Annotated in this window: 11 protein-coding genes; 8 read left to right on the forward strand and 3 right to left on the reverse strand. The window is 35.5% G+C overall.

Annotated elements, in window-relative coordinates; genetic code table 11:
- Positions 1–7: 7 nt before the first annotated feature.
- From PBT91_RS00060 to PBT91_RS00085, 6 genes are all read left to right on the forward strand, one after another.
- Entirely contained in the window at positions 8–1027 is a 1020-nt protein-coding gene (locus tag PBT91_RS00060; protein ID WP_270059772.1) for a dipeptide epimerase, read from the forward strand.
- 79 nt (positions 1028–1106) lie between these two features.
- Positions 1107–2315: a C40 family peptidase gene (locus PBT91_RS00065; protein ID WP_270059773.1), complete on the forward strand. Its 1209-nt coding sequence runs from the start codon at positions 1107–1109 to the stop codon at positions 2313–2315.
- Positions 2316–2392: 77 nt separating this feature from the next.
- Positions 2393–3223, forward strand: a complete 831-nt coding sequence (gene lgt / locus PBT91_RS00070) for a prolipoprotein diacylglyceryl transferase (protein ID WP_270059774.1) — start codon at positions 2393–2395, stop codon at positions 3221–3223.
- Positions 3224–3287: 64 nt separating this feature from the next.
- Positions 3288–3827 (forward strand): hypothetical protein, encoded by a 540-nt coding sequence (locus PBT91_RS00075; RefSeq protein WP_270059775.1) that lies wholly within the window; start codon positions 3288–3290, stop codon positions 3825–3827.
- 245 nt (positions 3828–4072) lie between these two features.
- On the forward strand, positions 4073–5782 hold the full coding sequence (gene ggt, locus PBT91_RS00080) for a gamma-glutamyltransferase (protein WP_270059776.1): 1710 nt from the start codon (positions 4073–4075) through the stop codon (positions 5780–5782).
- 28 nt (positions 5783–5810) lie between these two features.
- The gene (locus tag PBT91_RS00085; RefSeq protein WP_270059777.1) at positions 5811–8669 is read left to right on the forward strand and encodes a TonB-dependent receptor; all 2859 of its coding nucleotides are present in this window, start codon (positions 5811–5813) and stop codon (positions 8667–8669) included.
- A 287-nt stretch (positions 8670–8956) separates the two neighbouring features.
- Here PBT91_RS00085 and PBT91_RS00090 read toward each other — a convergent pair whose 3' ends face one another.
- Genes PBT91_RS00090 through PBT91_RS00100 form a run of 3 tightly spaced genes read right to left on the reverse strand, consistent with a single transcriptional unit; the run spans position 8957 to position 13149 of the window.
- The gene (locus PBT91_RS00090) at positions 8957–9901 is read right to left on the reverse strand and encodes an N-acetylmuramoyl-L-alanine amidase (protein ID WP_270059778.1); all 945 of its coding nucleotides are present in this window, start codon (positions 9899–9901) and stop codon (positions 8957–8959) included.
- 45 nt (positions 9902–9946) lie between these two features.
- Positions 9947–11866 carry a glucosamine-6-phosphate deaminase gene (gene nagB, locus PBT91_RS00095; protein WP_270059779.1) on the reverse strand — a complete coding sequence of 640 codons (1920 nt, stop codon included), beginning with the start codon at positions 11864–11866 and terminating at the stop codon, positions 9947–9949.
- Positions 11867–11877: 11 nt separating this feature from the next.
- On the reverse strand, positions 11878–13149 hold the full coding sequence (locus tag PBT91_RS00100; RefSeq protein WP_270059780.1) for an ROK family transcriptional regulator: 1272 nt from the start codon (positions 13147–13149) through the stop codon (positions 11878–11880).
- A 313-nt stretch (positions 13150–13462) separates the two neighbouring features.
- Between PBT91_RS00100 and PBT91_RS00105 the strand changes: the two genes are divergently transcribed.
- Both PBT91_RS00105 and PBT91_RS00110 read left to right on the forward strand, forming a co-directional pair.
- Positions 13463–16411, forward strand: coding sequence for a glycoside hydrolase family 3 N-terminal domain-containing protein (locus tag PBT91_RS00105; protein WP_270059781.1), 2949 nt, complete (start codon positions 13463–13465; stop codon positions 16409–16411).
- Between the two features lie 87 nt (positions 16412–16498).
- A complete protein-coding gene (locus PBT91_RS00110; RefSeq protein WP_270059782.1) occupies positions 16499–18934 on the forward strand; it encodes an outer membrane beta-barrel protein in 2436 nt (811 codons plus the stop codon).
- Positions 18935–19090: the final 156 nt, after the last annotated feature.

Below are 19090 nucleotides of genomic sequence, written 5' to 3' on the forward strand. Positions count from 1 at the left end.
TCATAAAATGAAGATCGAATATCACCAATATCAACTGCAATTAAAAGACACCTTTAGGATTAGTCATGCGTCGCGTGATGTGCAGCCAAGTTTGGTGGTTTCTGTATCTCATAATGGTTGTACCGGTTTTGGGGAAGCAGCCGCAACTTCGTATTACGGAGTGACTGTAGAGGGGATGATTCGGTCTTTAAAAAAAGTCGAAAAAATTGTCGAAGATTATATCGAAGAACCTCCGGAAGTGATTTGGGAAAAGCTTTATCCTGAATTAAAAACTGAAACCTTTGCGCTTTGTGCTTTAGATATGGCCTTGCACGATCTCTACGGAAAAAGAAAGCAAAAACCGCTCTATAAATTGTGGAATCTTGATCCTTCTGAAGCGCCGCAAACCAGTTACACGATTGGAATTGCTTCAACCGAAGATATGATTCGCAAGATCAAAGATTTTCCGTGGCCATTATACAAGATTAAATTAGGAACAGATCATGATATCGAAATTATAAAAGCGCTTCGAAAACATACAAATTCGGTTTTTAGGATCGATGCGAATGCAGCGTGGACTGCCGAGCAGGCAATCGAAAATAGCCATATTTTAAAAGAATTAAACGTGGAATTTTTAGAGCAGCCGCTTCCGGTAGATGATTTTGAAGAGCAAAAAATGCTCTATAAAAATTCAGCATTACCAATAATTGCAGACGAAAGTTGTATTGTAGAAACCGATGTTGAAAAGTGTGCTAATAATTTTCATGGCGTAAATATAAAACTGACTAAGTGCGGCGGAATCACTCCGGCGTTGCGAATGATTTCAAAAGCAAAATCACTGGGTTTAAAAACTATGGTGGGTTGCATGACCGAATCGACCGTAGGGATTTCAGCGATTGCACAACTCGCGCCCATGCTCGATTATGTAGATATGGACGGGGCTTTGTTGTTGAAGAATGATACTTCAACCGGAGTGAAAATTACTTCAGAAAAAGTCATTTATCCCACAGAAAATGGAACCGGTGTAAAATTGTTTAAATTTGAATAAATCGTCATCCTGAACGTGATTTAGGATCTCATCCAATATGGCTTGAGAGATAGTAAAGAACCGATTAATAATATCTAAAATGAAGATAAAAAAATATAGTTTTTGGACATTAGTTTTAGCAGTGGTATTGGTAAGCTGTAACGAGAAACCTAAGAATGCTTCCGAAGAAAAAAATCAGGCACAAATAGTCATTGATAGTTTGGAGAATGTGTATGCGCCAGATGGCAGAGTAGCGTTGTTTGATATTGAAGCTGAAAAAAATGCTGAGGGTTTTACGATCGAAGGAGAAACCAATATGCCCGAAGCTGCAGAAGATTTAGAGAAAGTATTGAAGCAAAAAGGAATTAAATTCACCTCGAATATTGAAACTTTACCGGATGCTGAAGGTTTAGAAAATCAAACAATAGGTGTAATCAAAATTTCGGTAGCGAATCTTCGTGAAGAACCTCGCCACGCTTCGCAATTAGTTACTCAGGCAACATTGGGAATGCCGGTAAAAGTGTATAAAAAGGAGGGAAGTTGGTATTATATTCAAACTCCAGAAGGATATTTGGCTTGGGTAGATTATGGTGGCATTCAGAATATGACTAAAGAAGAATTTGCTGACTGGAAATCTAAAGAAAAACTGATCTACTTAAATCCTTACGGGAAATCGCTAAAATCAGCTAAAAATGACGCTGAGGTAGTTTCCGATCTTGTTGCCGGAGATATTTTAGAATTAACTTCAGAAGAAAACAATTTCTACGGTATTTCGTATCCTGATGGCAGAACAGCTTTTGTACCAAAAACAGAAGCAAAACCTTATAAAAGCTGGTTAGAAAATCTTGATGTTGATGGGGAAACCTTAGTTGCAACCGGTGAAAAATTAATGGGACTTCCTTATTTGTGGGGAGGAACTTCACCAAAAGGAGTAGATTGTAGTGGTTTTACCAAAACGGTTTACTTTTTAAATGGAATGGTAATTCCACGTGATGCTTCGCAACAAATTCATACCGGAGTTTTGGTCGATTCTACCAAAAACTTCGATAATCTGGTAGCGGGTGATTTGTTATTCTTCGGAAAACCAAAAACTGATTCTACTAAAGAACGCGTAATTCATGTAGGAATGTGGATTGGCGATCACAAGTTTATCCATGCTATGGGCGATGTTCACATCAGCACGATGGACACTACCGCTGAAGATTTCGACGAATATAACTATAACCGTTATCTACGAACCAAAAGAATTTTAAACGAAAAAGACAAAGGATTACAGTATTTAAAGGAACAGGATATTTTTACGGAGTAGTTTTTTAAGTACGCATCCTTTTCAGTCTTTTATTATCCAAATAAAATCTCAGTGACTTTTATTAACTACATAAAACTGTGAAAGAAGGTATACTATATTGGGATATGGATCCCGTAATCTTTTGGATTACCGATTCTTTTCCGCTGAAATATTACGGCTTATTTTTTATGACCGGTCTATTCTTAGGCTATTTTATTGTAAAAGCTATTTACAAAAAAGAGAATATACCGGTTCAGGATTTAGATAACTTGCTTACTTATATCATTTTAGGGACGCTTATTGGAGCAAGATTAGGCCATTGTTTGTTTTATCAACCCGACTATTTTTTGAGTCGGCCGCTAGAACTATTTTTACCTATTCAAAAAATAGGAGAATCCTATCAATTTGTAGGATATCAAGGTCTGGCCAGTCATGGTGGTGCAATTGGTGTTTTGATAGCTATTATACTTTATTGTAAAAAATATCAGGTAAATGTCTTATGGTTATTGGATAGAGTTGCCATTGGTATTCCGGTGACCGGTGCTTTTATACGTTTTGGTAATTTTATGAATTCAGAAATCTATGGAAAACCAACCCATGCGAATTGGGGAGTAGTTTTTATGCGAGATGATATGATTCCAAGGCATCCTACTCAACTTTACGAAGCATTTTCATATTTATTGATTTCAGTGATTTTGTATAGGGTTTACAAATCAGAAAATATCAGAATTAAAAATGGGCAATTATTTGGTCTCTTTTTAATACTGCTATTTTTGGCTCGTTTTATTATTGAATTTTTTAAAGAGAATCAAGTCGCTTTTGAAGATAGCCTTACGTTAAATATGGGACAGTGGTTAAGTGTTCCTTTTATAATTGCAGGTACAATGCTAGTAGTTTGGAAAAGGAATAATTTGATTAATACTGAATAGTATAATCGAAAAGAATTATTATTGCGTAGAATTTTTTATTTAAGATTAATTTAATTTTATAAATATGGGGCTGTTTAGAATTTTGAAATTCAATATCTTAGCAATTATTACACTTTTATTTTTTGCTTGTTCATCTAATGATGATAGTAATGATGAAGATTGCATGAAAACCATAACCTTATCGCAGTATTATTTTTATAATAATCAGTCGTATAGTTACGATATTACTCAGGAAGTGCCGTGCGACACCCCAGAACCCACAGAAGCAGAAGAAATTGAGCCACCGGTATTAGAAAGTTTTAATTATGAAGTTTTAGTTTTAGAAACTACTACTAATACTGAAAGTAATACTGTAAGATTATATTTCGAAATTAAATTGAATAATCCTAATGATTATGGCATTACCGGAATTCCATTTATAACATTAGAATATCCTGATGGAACGAAAGTAACCAGTACTTTCGCTAATAGTATTTCTAACTCTTGTAACAGCATTGGCGCAAATTCTAACTGTGTTTTAATTTTTGATGAGCAGGATTCATTAGATAAGGAAATACCCGAATCCATAGAAATAGTTGATGTTCAATTTTTACTTACAGATTAGTCAATTCAGTAAAATACATTAAGTATTATTTTATAAAGTGAACGAGCAACCAAACTTAATTTAGTTGCTCGTTCTTTTTTAGCTTTAGTCAAATTTCAATTCTTAACTATCTTCAAAATAACCATAAACCTACTTAATAGATAGGTTTTATGATTTTATAGAGAAAATCTTATAACTGAATTTCTTTTTTCAGATTATAATTTGTCTATTTGCGTTTTAGTTTAAAACTTGCTACCCACAAATCTATGAAAATCAAATACTCTATTAACCTAGTAATTCTATCGGGTTTATTATTATTTTCTTGTAAATCCAAATATCCGGAAACTTCAGAAGCAAAAATAACCGGTGAAATTGCCGAAAAAGCAATGATCGTTTCTGCGAGAAAAGAAGCCTCTAAAATAGGTGTAGCGATCATGAAAAATGGCGGAAACGCTTTTGACGCCATGTTCGCTACTGAAATGGCTTTGGCGGTAAGTTACCCGTTTGCCGGTAATTTAGGGGGCGGCGGTTTTATGGTATATCGCACTTCCGATGGTGAAATAGGTACGTTAGATTATCGCGAAAAAGCACCCTTAGCGGCATCAAAAAACATGTATTTAGATGAAAATGGAAATGTAATTGATGGCGAAAGTACATTAGGAGCTATGGCCTCTGGAGTTCCGGGAACTATTGCAGGAATATTCAAAGCACATGAAAAATTTGGGAATTTACCAATTCAACAATTACTGAAACCAGTTATCGAATTAGCCGAAAAAGGCGTTGTGGTTACCCAAAAACAAGAAGAGCGATTACAAAAATATCGTGAGGTTTTAATGCAGGTAAATAAAGATACTATTCTTTTCACTAAAAATTATTCCGAGGGCGATACTATTAAAAATATAGCTTTAGCCAATACTTTAAAACGAATTTCTAAAAATGGAAGAAGCGAATTTTATGGAGGCGAAACCGGTCAAAAAATGTTGGCATTTCTGCAAAACCAAGGCGGAATTTTAACGGAAGAAGATTTGAAAAAATATGAGGCTAAATGGCGAAATCCGGTTCGTGTTCAATACAAAGATTATCAAATAATTTCGATGCCACCTCCTTCTAGCGGCGGAATTGTATTAGGGGAAATTTTAAAGATGATCGAACCATTTCCGCTAGAAGAATACAATCAAAATTCAACAAAATATATTCAGGTTTTAACCGAAGCTGAACGAAGAGCGTATGCAGATAGAAGCTTTTATTTAGGCGATTCCGATTTTTATGAGGTACCGCAAGATACCTTATTATCCACTTCATATTTAAGCGGTAGAATGGCCGATTTTAGTTTTGATGAAGCTACTGCTTCTTCTTCCATAAAACACGGTGTAATTAGCGGATACGAGAGCAACGAAACCACTCATTATTCGATTGTCGATACTGAAGGAAATGCGGTGTCGGTAACAACTACGTTAAACGGAGCCTATGGATCGAAATTATACATCCCTGAACTCGGTTTTTTTATGAATAATGAAATGAACGATTTCAGCTTAAAACCGGGAGTACCCAATATGTTCGGATTAATAGGTGCAGAAGCCAATGCGATTGAACCCGAAAAGCGAATGCTTAGTTCGATGACGCCTACCATTATTGAAAAGGAAGGAAAACTTTGGATGGTAGTAGGTTCACCGGGAGGTTCTACCATTATCACTTCAGTATTGCAAACCTTTTTAAATGTTGCTGAATTTGATTTATCCATGCAAGAAGCTGTTTCAGCAAAACGCTTTCACCATCAGTGGTTGCCCGATGAAATTATGATGGAACCTGAAGGGTTTTCAGAAAAAACAATCAAAGAACTTCAACAGAAAGGATATCATATTAATCAAAAAGAATCTAGAATTATCGGTAAAGTAGATGCAATAAGAGTATTGCCTAACGGTAATTTAGAAGGAGGGGCCGACCCCAGAGGCGATGATACCGCTATCGGCTTTTAATGACTTACTAAACTAAAAAACAAAAAAAATGAACAAAATTTTTACCCTATTCTTTTTGCTTATTGGCAGTAGTATACTCGCACAGCAAGATAATATAACGGGAAATGTAACCGATGAAAATTCTGAGCCTTTACCGGGTGTAAGTATTCAGCTTAAAGGAACACAAACCGGAACGGTAACCGATTTTGACGGCAATTTTAGTATTGAAGCTGAATTAGGAGAAACACTGGTTTTTACTTTTGTAGGATTTGAAAAAAAGGAAGTAGAAATAACGAAAACCAATTTACAAATTCAATTAGTAAGCGGGACTAACTTAGAAGAAGTGGTATTAGTTGGTTCCAGAAACCGAAGTAGAACAGTTACTGAGTCTGCCGTTCCGGTAGATGTCTTGGATGTTGAAGAGCTTCAGGTTTCTGTACCACAGGTCAATGTAAACCAGATTCTTAATTACGTAGCGCCTTCATTTACCTCTACTACTCAGTCTTTATCAGACGGGACAGATCATATCGATCCGGCTTCGCTACGTGGTTTAGGGCCAGATCAGGTTTTGGTATTAATCAACGGGAAACGTCGGCATACTTCTTCTTTAATTAATGTAAATGGAACTTTTGGTAGAGGTAGTGTGGGGACCGATTTAAATGCAATTCCTGCAGCGGCAATCAAAAGAATTGAAGTATTACGAGACGGTGCTGCAGCGCAATACGGATCTGATGCAATTGCCGGTGTTATAAATGTGGTTTTAAAAGATGAGGTGAACACCCTTAATTTTAATGTAACTACGGGTGCAAATGTATCTCGAAATGCGAATGAACAAACTGGTGGAATAGATGGTGAAAGCGTTAATGTAGCGGCGAGTTACGGAATTCCATTAGGCGAAAATGGCGGTTTTATAAATTTCTCTGGAGACTTTGATTATCGGGATTCGTATAACCGAATGAAAGTTTGGGAAGGTGATATTTTTAATGCCTACAACGCAGTTGAGTGGCGGGCTAACCAAGACAATGCTGATATTAGTGATTTATCCAATCAGCAAATTCAAAATTATGCGCAGCAGGTAGATTATTTTTCTAACGATTTTAAAAGTGAAATAGCTCAGGCTAACGATCGTGCTACGCTGCAAAATTTATTAGGAAGAGATGTCACTGAAGAAGAGTTGGCTGCACGTGGTTTGAATCGATCTGATTTTAATATGCGCGTAGGACAATCGGAATTAAGGGGTGGTCGTTTATTTGCCAATTTTGCATTACCATTAGATGATAATGGAACCGAGCTTTATGCTTTTAGTGGTTTAAGTTCCAGAAAAGGAAATGCAGCCGGATTTTACCGATTACCGAATCAAAGCCGTACGTACACGCCATATTACATTAACGGATTTTTACCAGAAATAAATTCTAAAATCACTGATAAATCTATAGCTGCCGGAATACGTGGAAAAGTGGGAGACTGGAATGTAGATTTTAGTAATACTTGGGGAGAAAATGAATTTATGTATATCATTTCAAATACGTCTAATGCTTCTTTAGAAGGAACTAGCCCAACCACTTTTGATGCCGGTGGATATTCTTTTTCTCAAAACACGACCAACCTTGATGTTTCTCAGTTTTATCCTGAAATTTTTGAAGGTTTCAATGTAGCTTTTGGTGCCGAATATCGATTGGAAAATTACAATATTATTGCTGGTGAAGAAAAATCGTATTCGCAATATACCGAAGATGGAACTATTATTACGAACTCCAGCCAGCAACCGGCAACCGATTTCTTTGGCAGTGCAAGAGCAGGCGGAGCACAGGTTTTTCCTGGTTTTACGCCAGATAATGCTATTTCCAGACAGCGAAATAGTGTCGCTGCTTATGCCGATTTTGAAGCCGATGTAACCGAAGATTTTCTATTGACTTTGGCCGGAAGATTTGAAAATTATTCTGATTTTGGATCGACCTTAAATTTTAAAGTAGCTTCCAGATATAAACTTACTGAAAATTTAAATCTACGAGCAGCGGTGAATACAGGTTTTAGAGCACCTTCGTTACACCAAATTTATTATAATTCAACTTCTACTGTTTTTGATGATTTTGGAGATCCGGTACAAGTAGGAACCTTTTCTAATGATAGTAGAGCGGCAAAGTTGTTGGGAATTCCAGATTTAAAAGAAGAAACTTCTAAAAGTGCTAGTTTAGGAATAACGGCTAAAATCCCAGATGCCAATTTAACCATTACTGCAGATGCTTATTTTGTAGCGATAGATGATCGTGTGGTTTACACAGGGCGTTTTAGTGACGATGATCCGGATTCAGAAATTAGTCAGATTCTTAGAAGTGCAAATGCTGAATCTGCTGCGTTTTTTGCCAATGCGATAGATACCGAATCTAATGGGCTGGATGTGGTAATTACACAAAACACCTATTTTGATAATGGTTGGAAACTGAAAAATGATTTGGCCGGTACTTTTACGCAAACTAAAAGAGTTGGGGACATTCATGCTTCCCCTTTACTACAAGGAAAACTAGATACTTATTTTTCTGAAGACAATCGTATTTATTTAGAAGAATCCGTTCCTAGAACTAAAATCAATCTTACTAATGTATTGACTGTAAACTATTTTAATTTTTTCGTTCGTAATGTGTATTTTGGTGAGGTAACCCAACCTTCAAACACTCTTGCGAATCAAGAAATTTATTCGGGAAAAGTGGTAACCGATCTTTCAGTAGGTTATAATTTTTCAGAATCGGTTAATTTAACAATCGGAGCTAATAATCTGTTTGATTTATATCCAGATAAAAACCGGGTGGAAGATAACCGTAGTAGCGGAAGGTTCGATTGGCCCAGAAATGCTCAATTTGGCATTGGCGGGCGCTATCTATTTGCCAGATTACATCTAAATTTAGATTAATCAACCCTATTATCTTTTCATGAAAACAAAAACCTCACAATTTTTTAAACTGTGAGGTTTTCTGATTTTTATATTAGTATAGAGTTGAAAAAAGGCTTCAGTGATCAGCACTCAGCCTTAATCAAAATTCAGATCAATTTTCGGCTTAAAGTTGTAAGCTTTCAGTTAAAAATCATTCAAAATTCAGCATTTTGCATACAAAATAATTTGATCCTGATTCTTGACTCTTAAATCTTGCTTCTTTAGTTTATTTTCTAACAGCGAAGCGGTATAAAGTCTGAATCGAACTAAAGCGATTTTCGATATAAATTATAAAGAATTTTAATTTCTTCAGCATTTAAAATGCCGTCTACATGTTCTTTTTCCTGAAGAAAGTGGATTTGAAAGCTTTTAATTGCCGCATCAAGATCGTCAACATTGTAACCTATAATTCTCAAAGCTTCAGCAATATCGAAATTAGCCGGAATTACGTTCGGAAATAAAAATTTATCAAGGATAGGGATTCGCTCGCTAAAAATAGGATCAATATTGTCTATTTTCAACGGATTTTCTTTGAAAAATTCATTTTCAAATTGAATATTTTCGATAGCTTCTTCATCATACCATATTCCGTAGCCTTCTTCAGCTAAACGTTCCCAGGGAAAATCGGCGCTAGGATCCACTTTTCTTCCGGGAGCAATATCTAAATGGCCAATAAAGTTTTCCGCAGGAATTTTATAGTCTTCTTTTAGCTGTTTTAAAACTTCAAGTAAGCTTGAAATTTGAGCTTCAGAAAAAGGTTCTTTGCCGTTATTATCAAGTTCAATACCTATTGAAGAGGAATTAAGATCTGTAGTGTGTCCCCACTGGCCAATACCACCATGCCAGGCACGATAGTAATTGTTGAGCATATGGAAAACTTCTCCGTCATCACCAATTAAATAATGAGAACTTACCTGAGTTTTTGGAATGGTAAACGTATTTAGTGTTTGAATTGTAGAATCCTGAGCGGTATGATGGATCACTACAAAGTTTGGGCGTCGAAGATTAAAATTAGTAGTTCCCACCGGATACTCACCATAATTGAGTGCGGAGTCGTTCTGGGTTTCTTCAAGCGGAAACTTACTAAGCTCTTTTGCATAGGCTTTCGCCTTTTTTGCATAAACTTTATTGGTAGTTCGGTAAGGGTTTGAAGAACATGAGATCATCAAACCCAAACCCACTAAAATCAAAAATTTTCTATAATAGTACATGGTCACAATTTCTAACCAAAATACATAATATTGGTTAGAAAAGAACTAGAATTTCCATCTAACAAAGGCTTCTATAGCTTCATAATTTGCTAAACCAAGATTATGATATTCTAATGCTGTTTCGCTGTTACGTTCCTCGGCACGTACCCAAAATTCGCGCTCGTCATCCCCAGGGAATACCGGAGTATCTTTTTGTGACTGGTGCTTAAATATAGCTTCACGTTTTCTAGCCACTTCTTGTGGAGAAAGTGGTACAGCCATTTCGATATCGTGCATATCAAACTCCTGCCATGCACCACGATACATCCATAACCAGCAGTCTTTAGTCCATTCTTCCGTTTCTCTAAGTCTGTTCATAGCTTCAATGATAATATTGAAACAAACTACATGTGTACCGTGTGGATCGGCAAAATCACCGGCTGCAAAAATTTGATGCGGTTTTACTTTTTGAAGTAAATTCATCGTTATTTGCACATCTTCTTCAGTTACCGGACTTTTTAATTTCTTACCAGTTTCGTAAAACGGCAAAGCCATAAAATGAATCTTCTCGTCTTTTAAACCGGCATAACGAGCACCTGCAATAGCTTCAGTTTTACGAATAAACCCTTTTACATCCATGATCTCACGGAGGTCAATGTCATTTGGACGTTTTTCAGCAATAAATTTATTGAAGTTATTGTAAATCTCTTTTAGCTTGCTAGTATCTTCACCAATGCTTTTATTAAAATCGATGGCAAATTCTACATAACGTAATACATCAGTATCCCAAACAGCGGTATTTCCTGAAGTTTGATAAGCCACATGCACATCGTGTCCCTGGTCTACCAATCTTATAAAAGTACCTCCCATAGAAATTACATCGTCATCTGGGTGTGGGCTAAATATTATCGAACGTTTTTTAGCAGGCTCGGCACGTTCTGGACGCTGAGTATCGTCTGCGTTTGGTTTTCCACCAGGCCATCCGGTAATGGTATGTTGTAATTGGTTAAATACGTCGATATTTATGTTGTAAGCTGGCCCTTTTTCTGTAGCTAGCTGCGCCATACCGTGGCTGTTGTAATCCTCGTCGGTTAATTTTAAGATTGGCTTATTAACCGCATTAGATAACCAAATCACAGCTTTTTTAATTTGATCTTTACCCCAGCTACAGTCTTTTACTAGCCAAGGGGTGTCGAATCTTGTTAATTCTGAAGCAGCATCTTCATCTAAAATAAATTCAACATGATCGTTTAATTGAAGGTAGGTTGCTGGTACGCTTCCAGAAATTTCACCTTCAACAGCCTTTTTAATAATTGAAGCTTTCTTTTTGCTCCACGCCATCAAAATAATTTCGCGAGCTTTGAAGATAGTACCAATTCCCATGGTTATGGCTTTAGTAGGTACATTCTCTTTACCACCAAAATCACGAGAGGCATCGCGTCTTGTTAGGTCGTCCAGCGTTACTAAACGTGTACCGCTATTGGGCGCAGATCCTGGCTCGTTAAAACCAATATGCCCTGTTCTACCAATACCTAAAATCTGAAGATCTAAACCGCCAACTTCGGTAATCTTTTTTTCATACTGTAAACAAAATGCAGCGATATCTTCTTTATCTAGAGTCCCATCTGGAATATTGATATTTTCTCTTGGAATATCAATATGATTAAACAGATTCTCGTCCATAAACTTTACGTAGCTCTGGTTTTCATCTGGCTGCATAGGGTAATATTCGTCCAGATTAAAAGTGATAACGTTTTTGAAGCTAAGCCCATCTTCCTTGTGAAGGCGAATAAGCTCTTCATATACTTTTACAGGAGTAGCTCCAGTAGCAAGACCTAAAACAGCTTTTTTACCTTCTTCCTGTTTTTTCTTGATGATCTTAGCAATACGCTTTGCAACTTTTACAGATGCTGTTTCCTCGTCTTGATATACTTTAACGGGGAGCTTCTCAAAACGTGTTTCTTCTAAGAGATTTAATCTGGCCATGGGTATTTATTTTAACTTAAATGTGATTTTATAATTGAAATCTGATTTTTAAAAATACTATCCATTACAGCGATAGTGCCACCGTAAAGGCTAGAATTATTTCCCAGATTCGATAATTCTATATTTGTTTTTTCTTTCAGCTGCATCATGCAATAAATATTCATGGATTGCTGAATTGGTGTTGTTATAAATTGTTTTGCTTTGGCGATTTTTCCTTCAAGAACAATTAATTCAGGATTAAAAATTTGAATAAGAATAGCGATTCCTTTTCCTAAACTCATTCCTATTTCAGAAAGTGAATTTATAGCGAATTGATCGCCCTTATTAGCCGCTTCTACAATAGTATCTGGTTCTAATTTTTCTAAAGCTTGTGGAGAAAGACTATTTAAAACTGAAGTTTGCCCTTGCTGAAGTCCTTCTTTTACTTTTCTAACCAATGCTAAACCCGAGGCTTCTGTTTCTAAACAGCCTCTTTTTCCGCAGTGGCATAACATACCGTCTTCCACCATTGGGATATGCCCAAATTCACCGGCAAAACCCGAAACTCCAGAATGGATTTTTCCGCCCATAATAATTCCTAGTCCAACACCCCAATCCATAGAAATTACGAGTACATTTTCTTTGTCTTTGGCCAAACCAAAATGAAATTCAGCTAAAGAAGCACTCTTTGCGTCGTTAAGAATCGCAACTGGTTTTTTAAATCTAGTTTCGAATTTATCTCGAAGGGATGCAGGATCTTGTTCGGTTAAATAATACGTGTAATTTTTTCCTTCTTCCGAAGAAACTAATCCCGGCATACTTATACCTACCCCCATTATTTTTGCATCATCTACCTCTGATACTTTTAAAAATTCTTCTGAGAAATCGTAAAGTAGATCTACAATATTAGAATTTGGAGAAATTTGTGTTTCTAAAGTCTCCTCTTTAACAATACTGTGGTTATTATCGATAAGAGCCAATTTTATTTTAAATCGCTCTATATGTATACTTAATACAAAAAAGGAATGTTCTTTTAATCCGTAAAGATCGGGTTTACGACCACCTTCAGATTTTCCTCTCCCTTTTTTAATTACCATGCCATCTTCTAGCAGTTGGTTAACAAGGGCCATAGAAGTTGGGAGACTTATGCCAAATTTTGAGCAAATTTCTGCATTAGATGTATCACCATTTAGAAACATATGTTTTATGATTCTGGTCTTTTGATGTACTTTTTTTCGCTCAACATTGCTCATATCTTTGATAAGAGCTTCTTCAATTAGAAAATCCTTTAAATGTAGACTCATATTCGTCAAAAAATGTCAGGTCTTTATGCCTTTCGTTAAAAATTTAATTCTTCTTGCAAGAAACTAAATTTCTGAAAAATAAAAGTATATAAAAAATCTAGTTTAGAAAAGACTTAATGTAAAATTTTAATTAAGATGTTTTGTTTTATTAAATTTTGTAGATTTAATTGAATTAATACAGGTTATTTATTATAAATAATATCCTTTTACAATGCATCTTTTTTATATGCGTTGTTATTTTTCATACTAATGTGGCTTATTGCTTATATCTTAGACAAAAAGAAAATTTATATCAAAGTTTAAACCTAACCCTATGCGATTATTTTCTATAAAAAAGTTTCTACTCAGCTCTATCATTTTCTGCGGAATTCAACTGAATTCTTATGCACAGGAACAACCTGAATTTTTAGAATATACCAATAGTAAATGGGTAGATTCGGTTATGGAACAGTTAACTCCCAATCAGCGGATTGCCCAGCTTATCATGGTAGCCGCCTATTCTAATCGAGATTCGAAACATAAAGAAGAAATTTTAAAACTGGTTAAAGAACAGAAGATCGGCGGACTAATTTTCTTCCAAGGAACGGCAAAAAAGCAGGTGAAGTTAATGAACGATTATCAATTAGTTTCTGAAGTTCCGCTTTTAGGAGCTATCGATGCTGAATGGGGATTGGGCATGCGTTTGGATAATACAATTAGCTTTCCGTATCAAATGGCTTTGGGTGCAATTCAGGATGATACGTTATTGTATAAAATGGGAGAAGAAGTAGCACGGCAGGTAAAACGTACAGGTTTACACATGAATTTTGCTCCGGTAGTCGATGTTAATAACAATCCCAACAACCCGGTGATCAATTACCGAAGCTTTGGTGAAAATAAAGAAAAAGTAGCTGAAAAAGGAATTGCTTATATGAAAGGGATGCAGGACCAAAAAATCTTAACCACTGCCAAGCATTTTCCGGGACATGGCGATACTGATACCGATTCGCATAAAGCTCTACCGCAAATAAATCATCCTTTTACAAGATTGGATACGTTAGAAATGTATCCTTTTAAAGAGTTAATCGATGCTGGGATTGGTGGCGTCATGGTGGCGCACTTAAATATTCCGGCGCTGGATAGTAGCGGAGTGCCTTCAACTTTATCTAAGAAGATTATTAGCGGAATCTTAAAAGAAAAACTCGGTTTTAAAGGTTTGATCGTAACCGATGCTATGAACATGAAAGGCGTAACTACCGGAAATGAACCCGGCGTTGTCGATAAAAAAGCCATTATTGCCGGCAACGATTTATTAGAATTTACTGAAGATGTTCCCAAAGCTATTGCTGAAGTTCGAAAAGCGATACATCAGGGAATTATTTCTCAAAACGATATTGATGAAAAATGCCGAAAAGTGCTTGCAGTAAAACAATGGGTTGGTTTAAATAAATACGAGCCATTAAAAACTGCGAATATCGATAAAGAACTGAATAACTCGTACGCCAATTATCTTCAGCAGAAATTGGTTGAAAAATCGCTAACGGTGTTGAAGAATGATAAGGAAATGATTCCACTTCGCAGGTTAGATACTTTAAAAATCGCAAGTATTTCAATAGGAGCAGCAAAGCAAACCGAATTTCAGAAAAGTTTAGGCTGGTATACCAAAATCGATCATTTTCAGCTAAAAAATAACGCAACTGCCAGTCAGATTTCCGCAGTAAAAAAGAAATTAAAGAATTATAACGTGGTTATTGCAGGACTTCATGATCATAGTCGGTTTCCAAGAAATGTAATTCGATATTCCGATCAGGTTTTAAAATTTATTGCTGAAATTGCCCAAAAAGAAAATACTATTTTTAGTGTTTTCAAAAATCCATATTCGTTAAATAAGATCAATAAAATTGAAGAAGCTTCCGTTTTAATTGAAGCCTATCAAGATTCAGAATTAACGCAACAAAAGACAGCACAACTAATTTTTGGCGGATTTAAAGCTGATGGGCAACTGCCGGTAAGTGTGGGTGAAAAATTTAAAGCCGGTGAGGGTTTAAAAACTTCAGAAAAAATCAGATTTTCATACACCACACCGGAAGATGCCGGTATGATTGCAGATTTTCTTCAGCATAAGATCGATTCTTTAATGCAACAGGCAATGGATGCGAAGGCGATTCCCGGGGGTGTGGTTTTAGTGGCTAAAGATGAAAAAATTGTTTTTCAAAAAGCTTATGGATTACATAAATATAGCGATACGGTAAAAGTAAAATTATCAGATTTATATGATCTGGCTTCAGTAACTAAAATTTCTTCTGCTTTACCGGCATTAATGAAATTGCACGACCAAGGGAAATTTAGTTTAGAAAATGGGATCGATGATTATCTGCCTTACTTTAAAAATTCGAATAAGGAAGGTATCTCTTTTCGGCAAATCTTAGCTCATCAGGCAAGATTCAAACCCTGGATTGCTTATTGGCAAAATACGCTACGGAAGAATGGAAGCTATAAATGGAATACGTTTAAAAAGGATTCTTCAGCACGATTTCCGATAAAAGTTAGTGATGATATGTGGTTGCATCGTAATTACAAAAAGAAAATTTATAAAGCCATTAAAAAGTCGCCTCTAGAGGAAAAAGCTGAATATAAATATTCTGGGCTTGCTTTTTATTTGCTTCCGCAGATCGTGAAAAATTTGAGTAATGAAGATTATAGAACGTATTTAAACAAAAATTTTTATTCGAAATTAGGAGCCACCACGTTAGGATATCGACCAATGGAAGAATTTGAAATTTCAAGAATTGTTCCTACAGAAAATGATTTCAATTTTAGACATGAAGCTATCCAGGGGAGTGTTCACGATGAAGGTGCTATTATGATGGGAGGAGTTTCTGCCAACGCCGGATTATTTTCGAATGCAAATGATCTAGCAAAACTAATGCAGATGTATCTTAATATGGGAAAATATGGGGGAGAGCGATATATTGAAGAATCTACTTTTAAAGAATGGACAAAAACGCAATTTCCAAAGAATAATAACCGTCGTGCGATCGCTTTCGATAAGCCAAATTTAGAATATACGGGGCCGGGAAATAATACTGCTAAAGATGCCAGTACGGCTAGTTTTGGGCATACGGGCTTTACCGGGACAATGGTTTGGGTAGATCCTTCTCAAAATCTACTTTTTGTATTTCTATCAAATCGAGTTTTACCTAGCCGCGAAAACCGCAGATTATATACTTTAAATACGCGTACGCAAATACAACAAGTGCTATATGATGCTATAATTGATTAGATTATTTTTAAAGAATTCTTTTAGTAATTAGGTAATTAGGAGTAAAAATATATATTTGTTATTGATCTTCAATTTAAAAGAATTTGAATGAACAAACTACCACACTACCTATCTCTTACGCTTGTCTTATTTATATCTAACCGTTTATTTTCTCAGCACGAAGTTAGGGGTTATTTGATAGACGGAAATAAAGAACCTATAAGTTTTGCTAATGTTATTTTAATGAATGCTGAAGATTCTACCACTGTAGTTAAAGGGGTTGTTTCTGAAGATGATGGACGTTTTTCTATCAAAGAAATTTCTGATAACACCTATCTTCTTAAAGTTAGTTTTTTAGGTTATGCTGAATACTTGAAGCAGATCGAAGTTACTGGCGATACCAATCTCGGTAAAATTATAATGCAAGAATCTAGTGACGATCTAGGTGAAGTTACCGTAACTGCCAGAAAGCCCAAAATTGAAAGGAAAATAGACCGAATTTCTTTTAATGTAGAAAATTCATCACTTTCCGGTTTAACCACTTATGATATTTTAAAACGAACGCCTGGAGTAATTGTTAGTCAGGGACAATTATTGGTGAAAAACAGGCCAGCTACCGTTTACATAAATGACAGGAAAGTTTATTTAACAACCTCAGAGTTAGAACAACTTTTATCGGGTTTAAGCGGTGAGAGTGTAAAATCTGTTGAGGTAATTACAACGCCACCAGCCAAATATGATGCCGAAGGTGGTGGTGCTATTTTGAATATTGTAATGTCTAAAAACCCTTCGATTGGTTATAAGGGAAGTTTAAATGCTTCTAATACCATTGCTGTTGTTCCCAAATATAACATTGGTACGAGCCAATATTACAAGAGTAATAATGTAAATGCGTTTGCCAGTTATAACTTCAACGCAAAAAATATATATAAAAATGATGAAAGTAATGTCACTTATTTTGAACCGAACGGTACTGAAAATTCCACTTGGTTAGGCGATTTTGAGCGTGATACTAAAGACTATGGGCATAGCTTAAATACGATCTTAGATTTTGCGCTTTCAGAAAAAAGTAAATTGAGCTTAAGCGCCAATTTGTTATTTACGCCAAAAAATGATTCCGATCTAAACGGAAGAACAGATATTTACGATCCTTCAGATAATTTAAATTCTTTATTTACAACCGATAGCCGATTAGAAAATGAATCTAAAAATCTATTATTCAATGCAGATTATTCCACGAGTTTAGGCGACAACGGCGCAGCATTATCGGCACAGGCAAATTATATTCGGTATGACGATGATCAGGATCAGGATCTAAGCACAACTTATTTTGACGGTAATGGGGACGAAATTAGAAATAATATGATTTTCACTCAGGCCTTTCAAAATACAGATATTTATACCGGGCAGGTAGATATTACGGCAAACATGGGAAATCTGCCTATAGAAACCGGATTAAAATATTCTGGAATAACTTCGAATAGTGGATTAGATTTTTATAATGGTGCTGAAAATGTTTTTAATACAGAATTATCTGATGCTTTAGATTACGAAGAAAATATCTATGCCGCTTATTTTAGTACTTCTAAAGATTTGGAAAAATGGAGTTTTAAGGCTGGTTTACGCGGGGAGTACACTGATATTGCAGGGATTTCTGAACAAAACGGACTTGTAAACGACCAGGATTATTTTCAGTTATTTCCAACTTTTTATGCAATGCGGAGTTTGGGAGAAGAAAATTCGATTAGCCTGGAATATAACCGCAGAATCGAGCGTCCAAGATTTCAAAGTTTAAATCCATTTCAATATTACATAAACGAAAATAATGTAAAAGAAGGAAATCCATCCTTAGTACCAGGAATTTCAAATAAGATCAATTTTAATTATTCTTATAAAAGCTTTTTATTCTTCGATTTATATTGGGATCGCGTAGATAATTCACCTTCAGTTTTGGCATTTCAGGATAACCAAAATCAAATTTTAAGGACTTTAAACGATAATTTAGATTATACTCAGCAATTCAGCTTAGATATCACTTACGCCAATTACATAACCAACTGGTACTATCTTTACGGATACGTTTCAGCATTTTATATGGAGAATCAGTTTTATGCACTAGAAAGCACTGCTGAAACTTCCAAGATCGACACTTTTAGTACTTTTTTAAACATAGCGAACTATTTCTATTTTGGTAGTGATGGTAATTTCAGCGGAAATATAAACACGTATTTTCTTCCTAATATCCTGGCGGGATCTTACAAATACGAAGATCCTCAGTTTGGTTTAGATATCGGTTTGCGAAAAAGTTTTATGAACAAGAAAATTTCAGTGGCTATAAATGCTGAAGATCTTTTTAGAACCATGAATATCCCATTACAAAGTCAGTATTTAAATCAAGATAACGGATTTTATGCAATTTCTGAAACTAGAAAAGTTACCTTCAGTGTACGTTACAACTTCGGAAATTTCAGATTAAATGATAACAGCCGCGCGATTAATGCAGATGAAGAAACCAGACTTAAGGAAAGAAATGTTTTAGATTAGTTTTTTTAGTGCAAGATCATTAAAAATCACTGCTGAAATTATCGATTTTTGACTATTGTTTTTCTGAAGTAATCGCTGTAAAAATTACGATCTAGGTTCCTTAATAGAAAAAAATCTTTCGGTGATAGTCTTTAAACGCTTGAAAAAAAGGTAGTT

It is taken from the genome of Zunongwangia sp. HGR-M22, assembly GCF_027594425.1.
Classification (GTDB): Bacteria; Bacteroidota; Bacteroidia; order Flavobacteriales; family Flavobacteriaceae; genus Zunongwangia.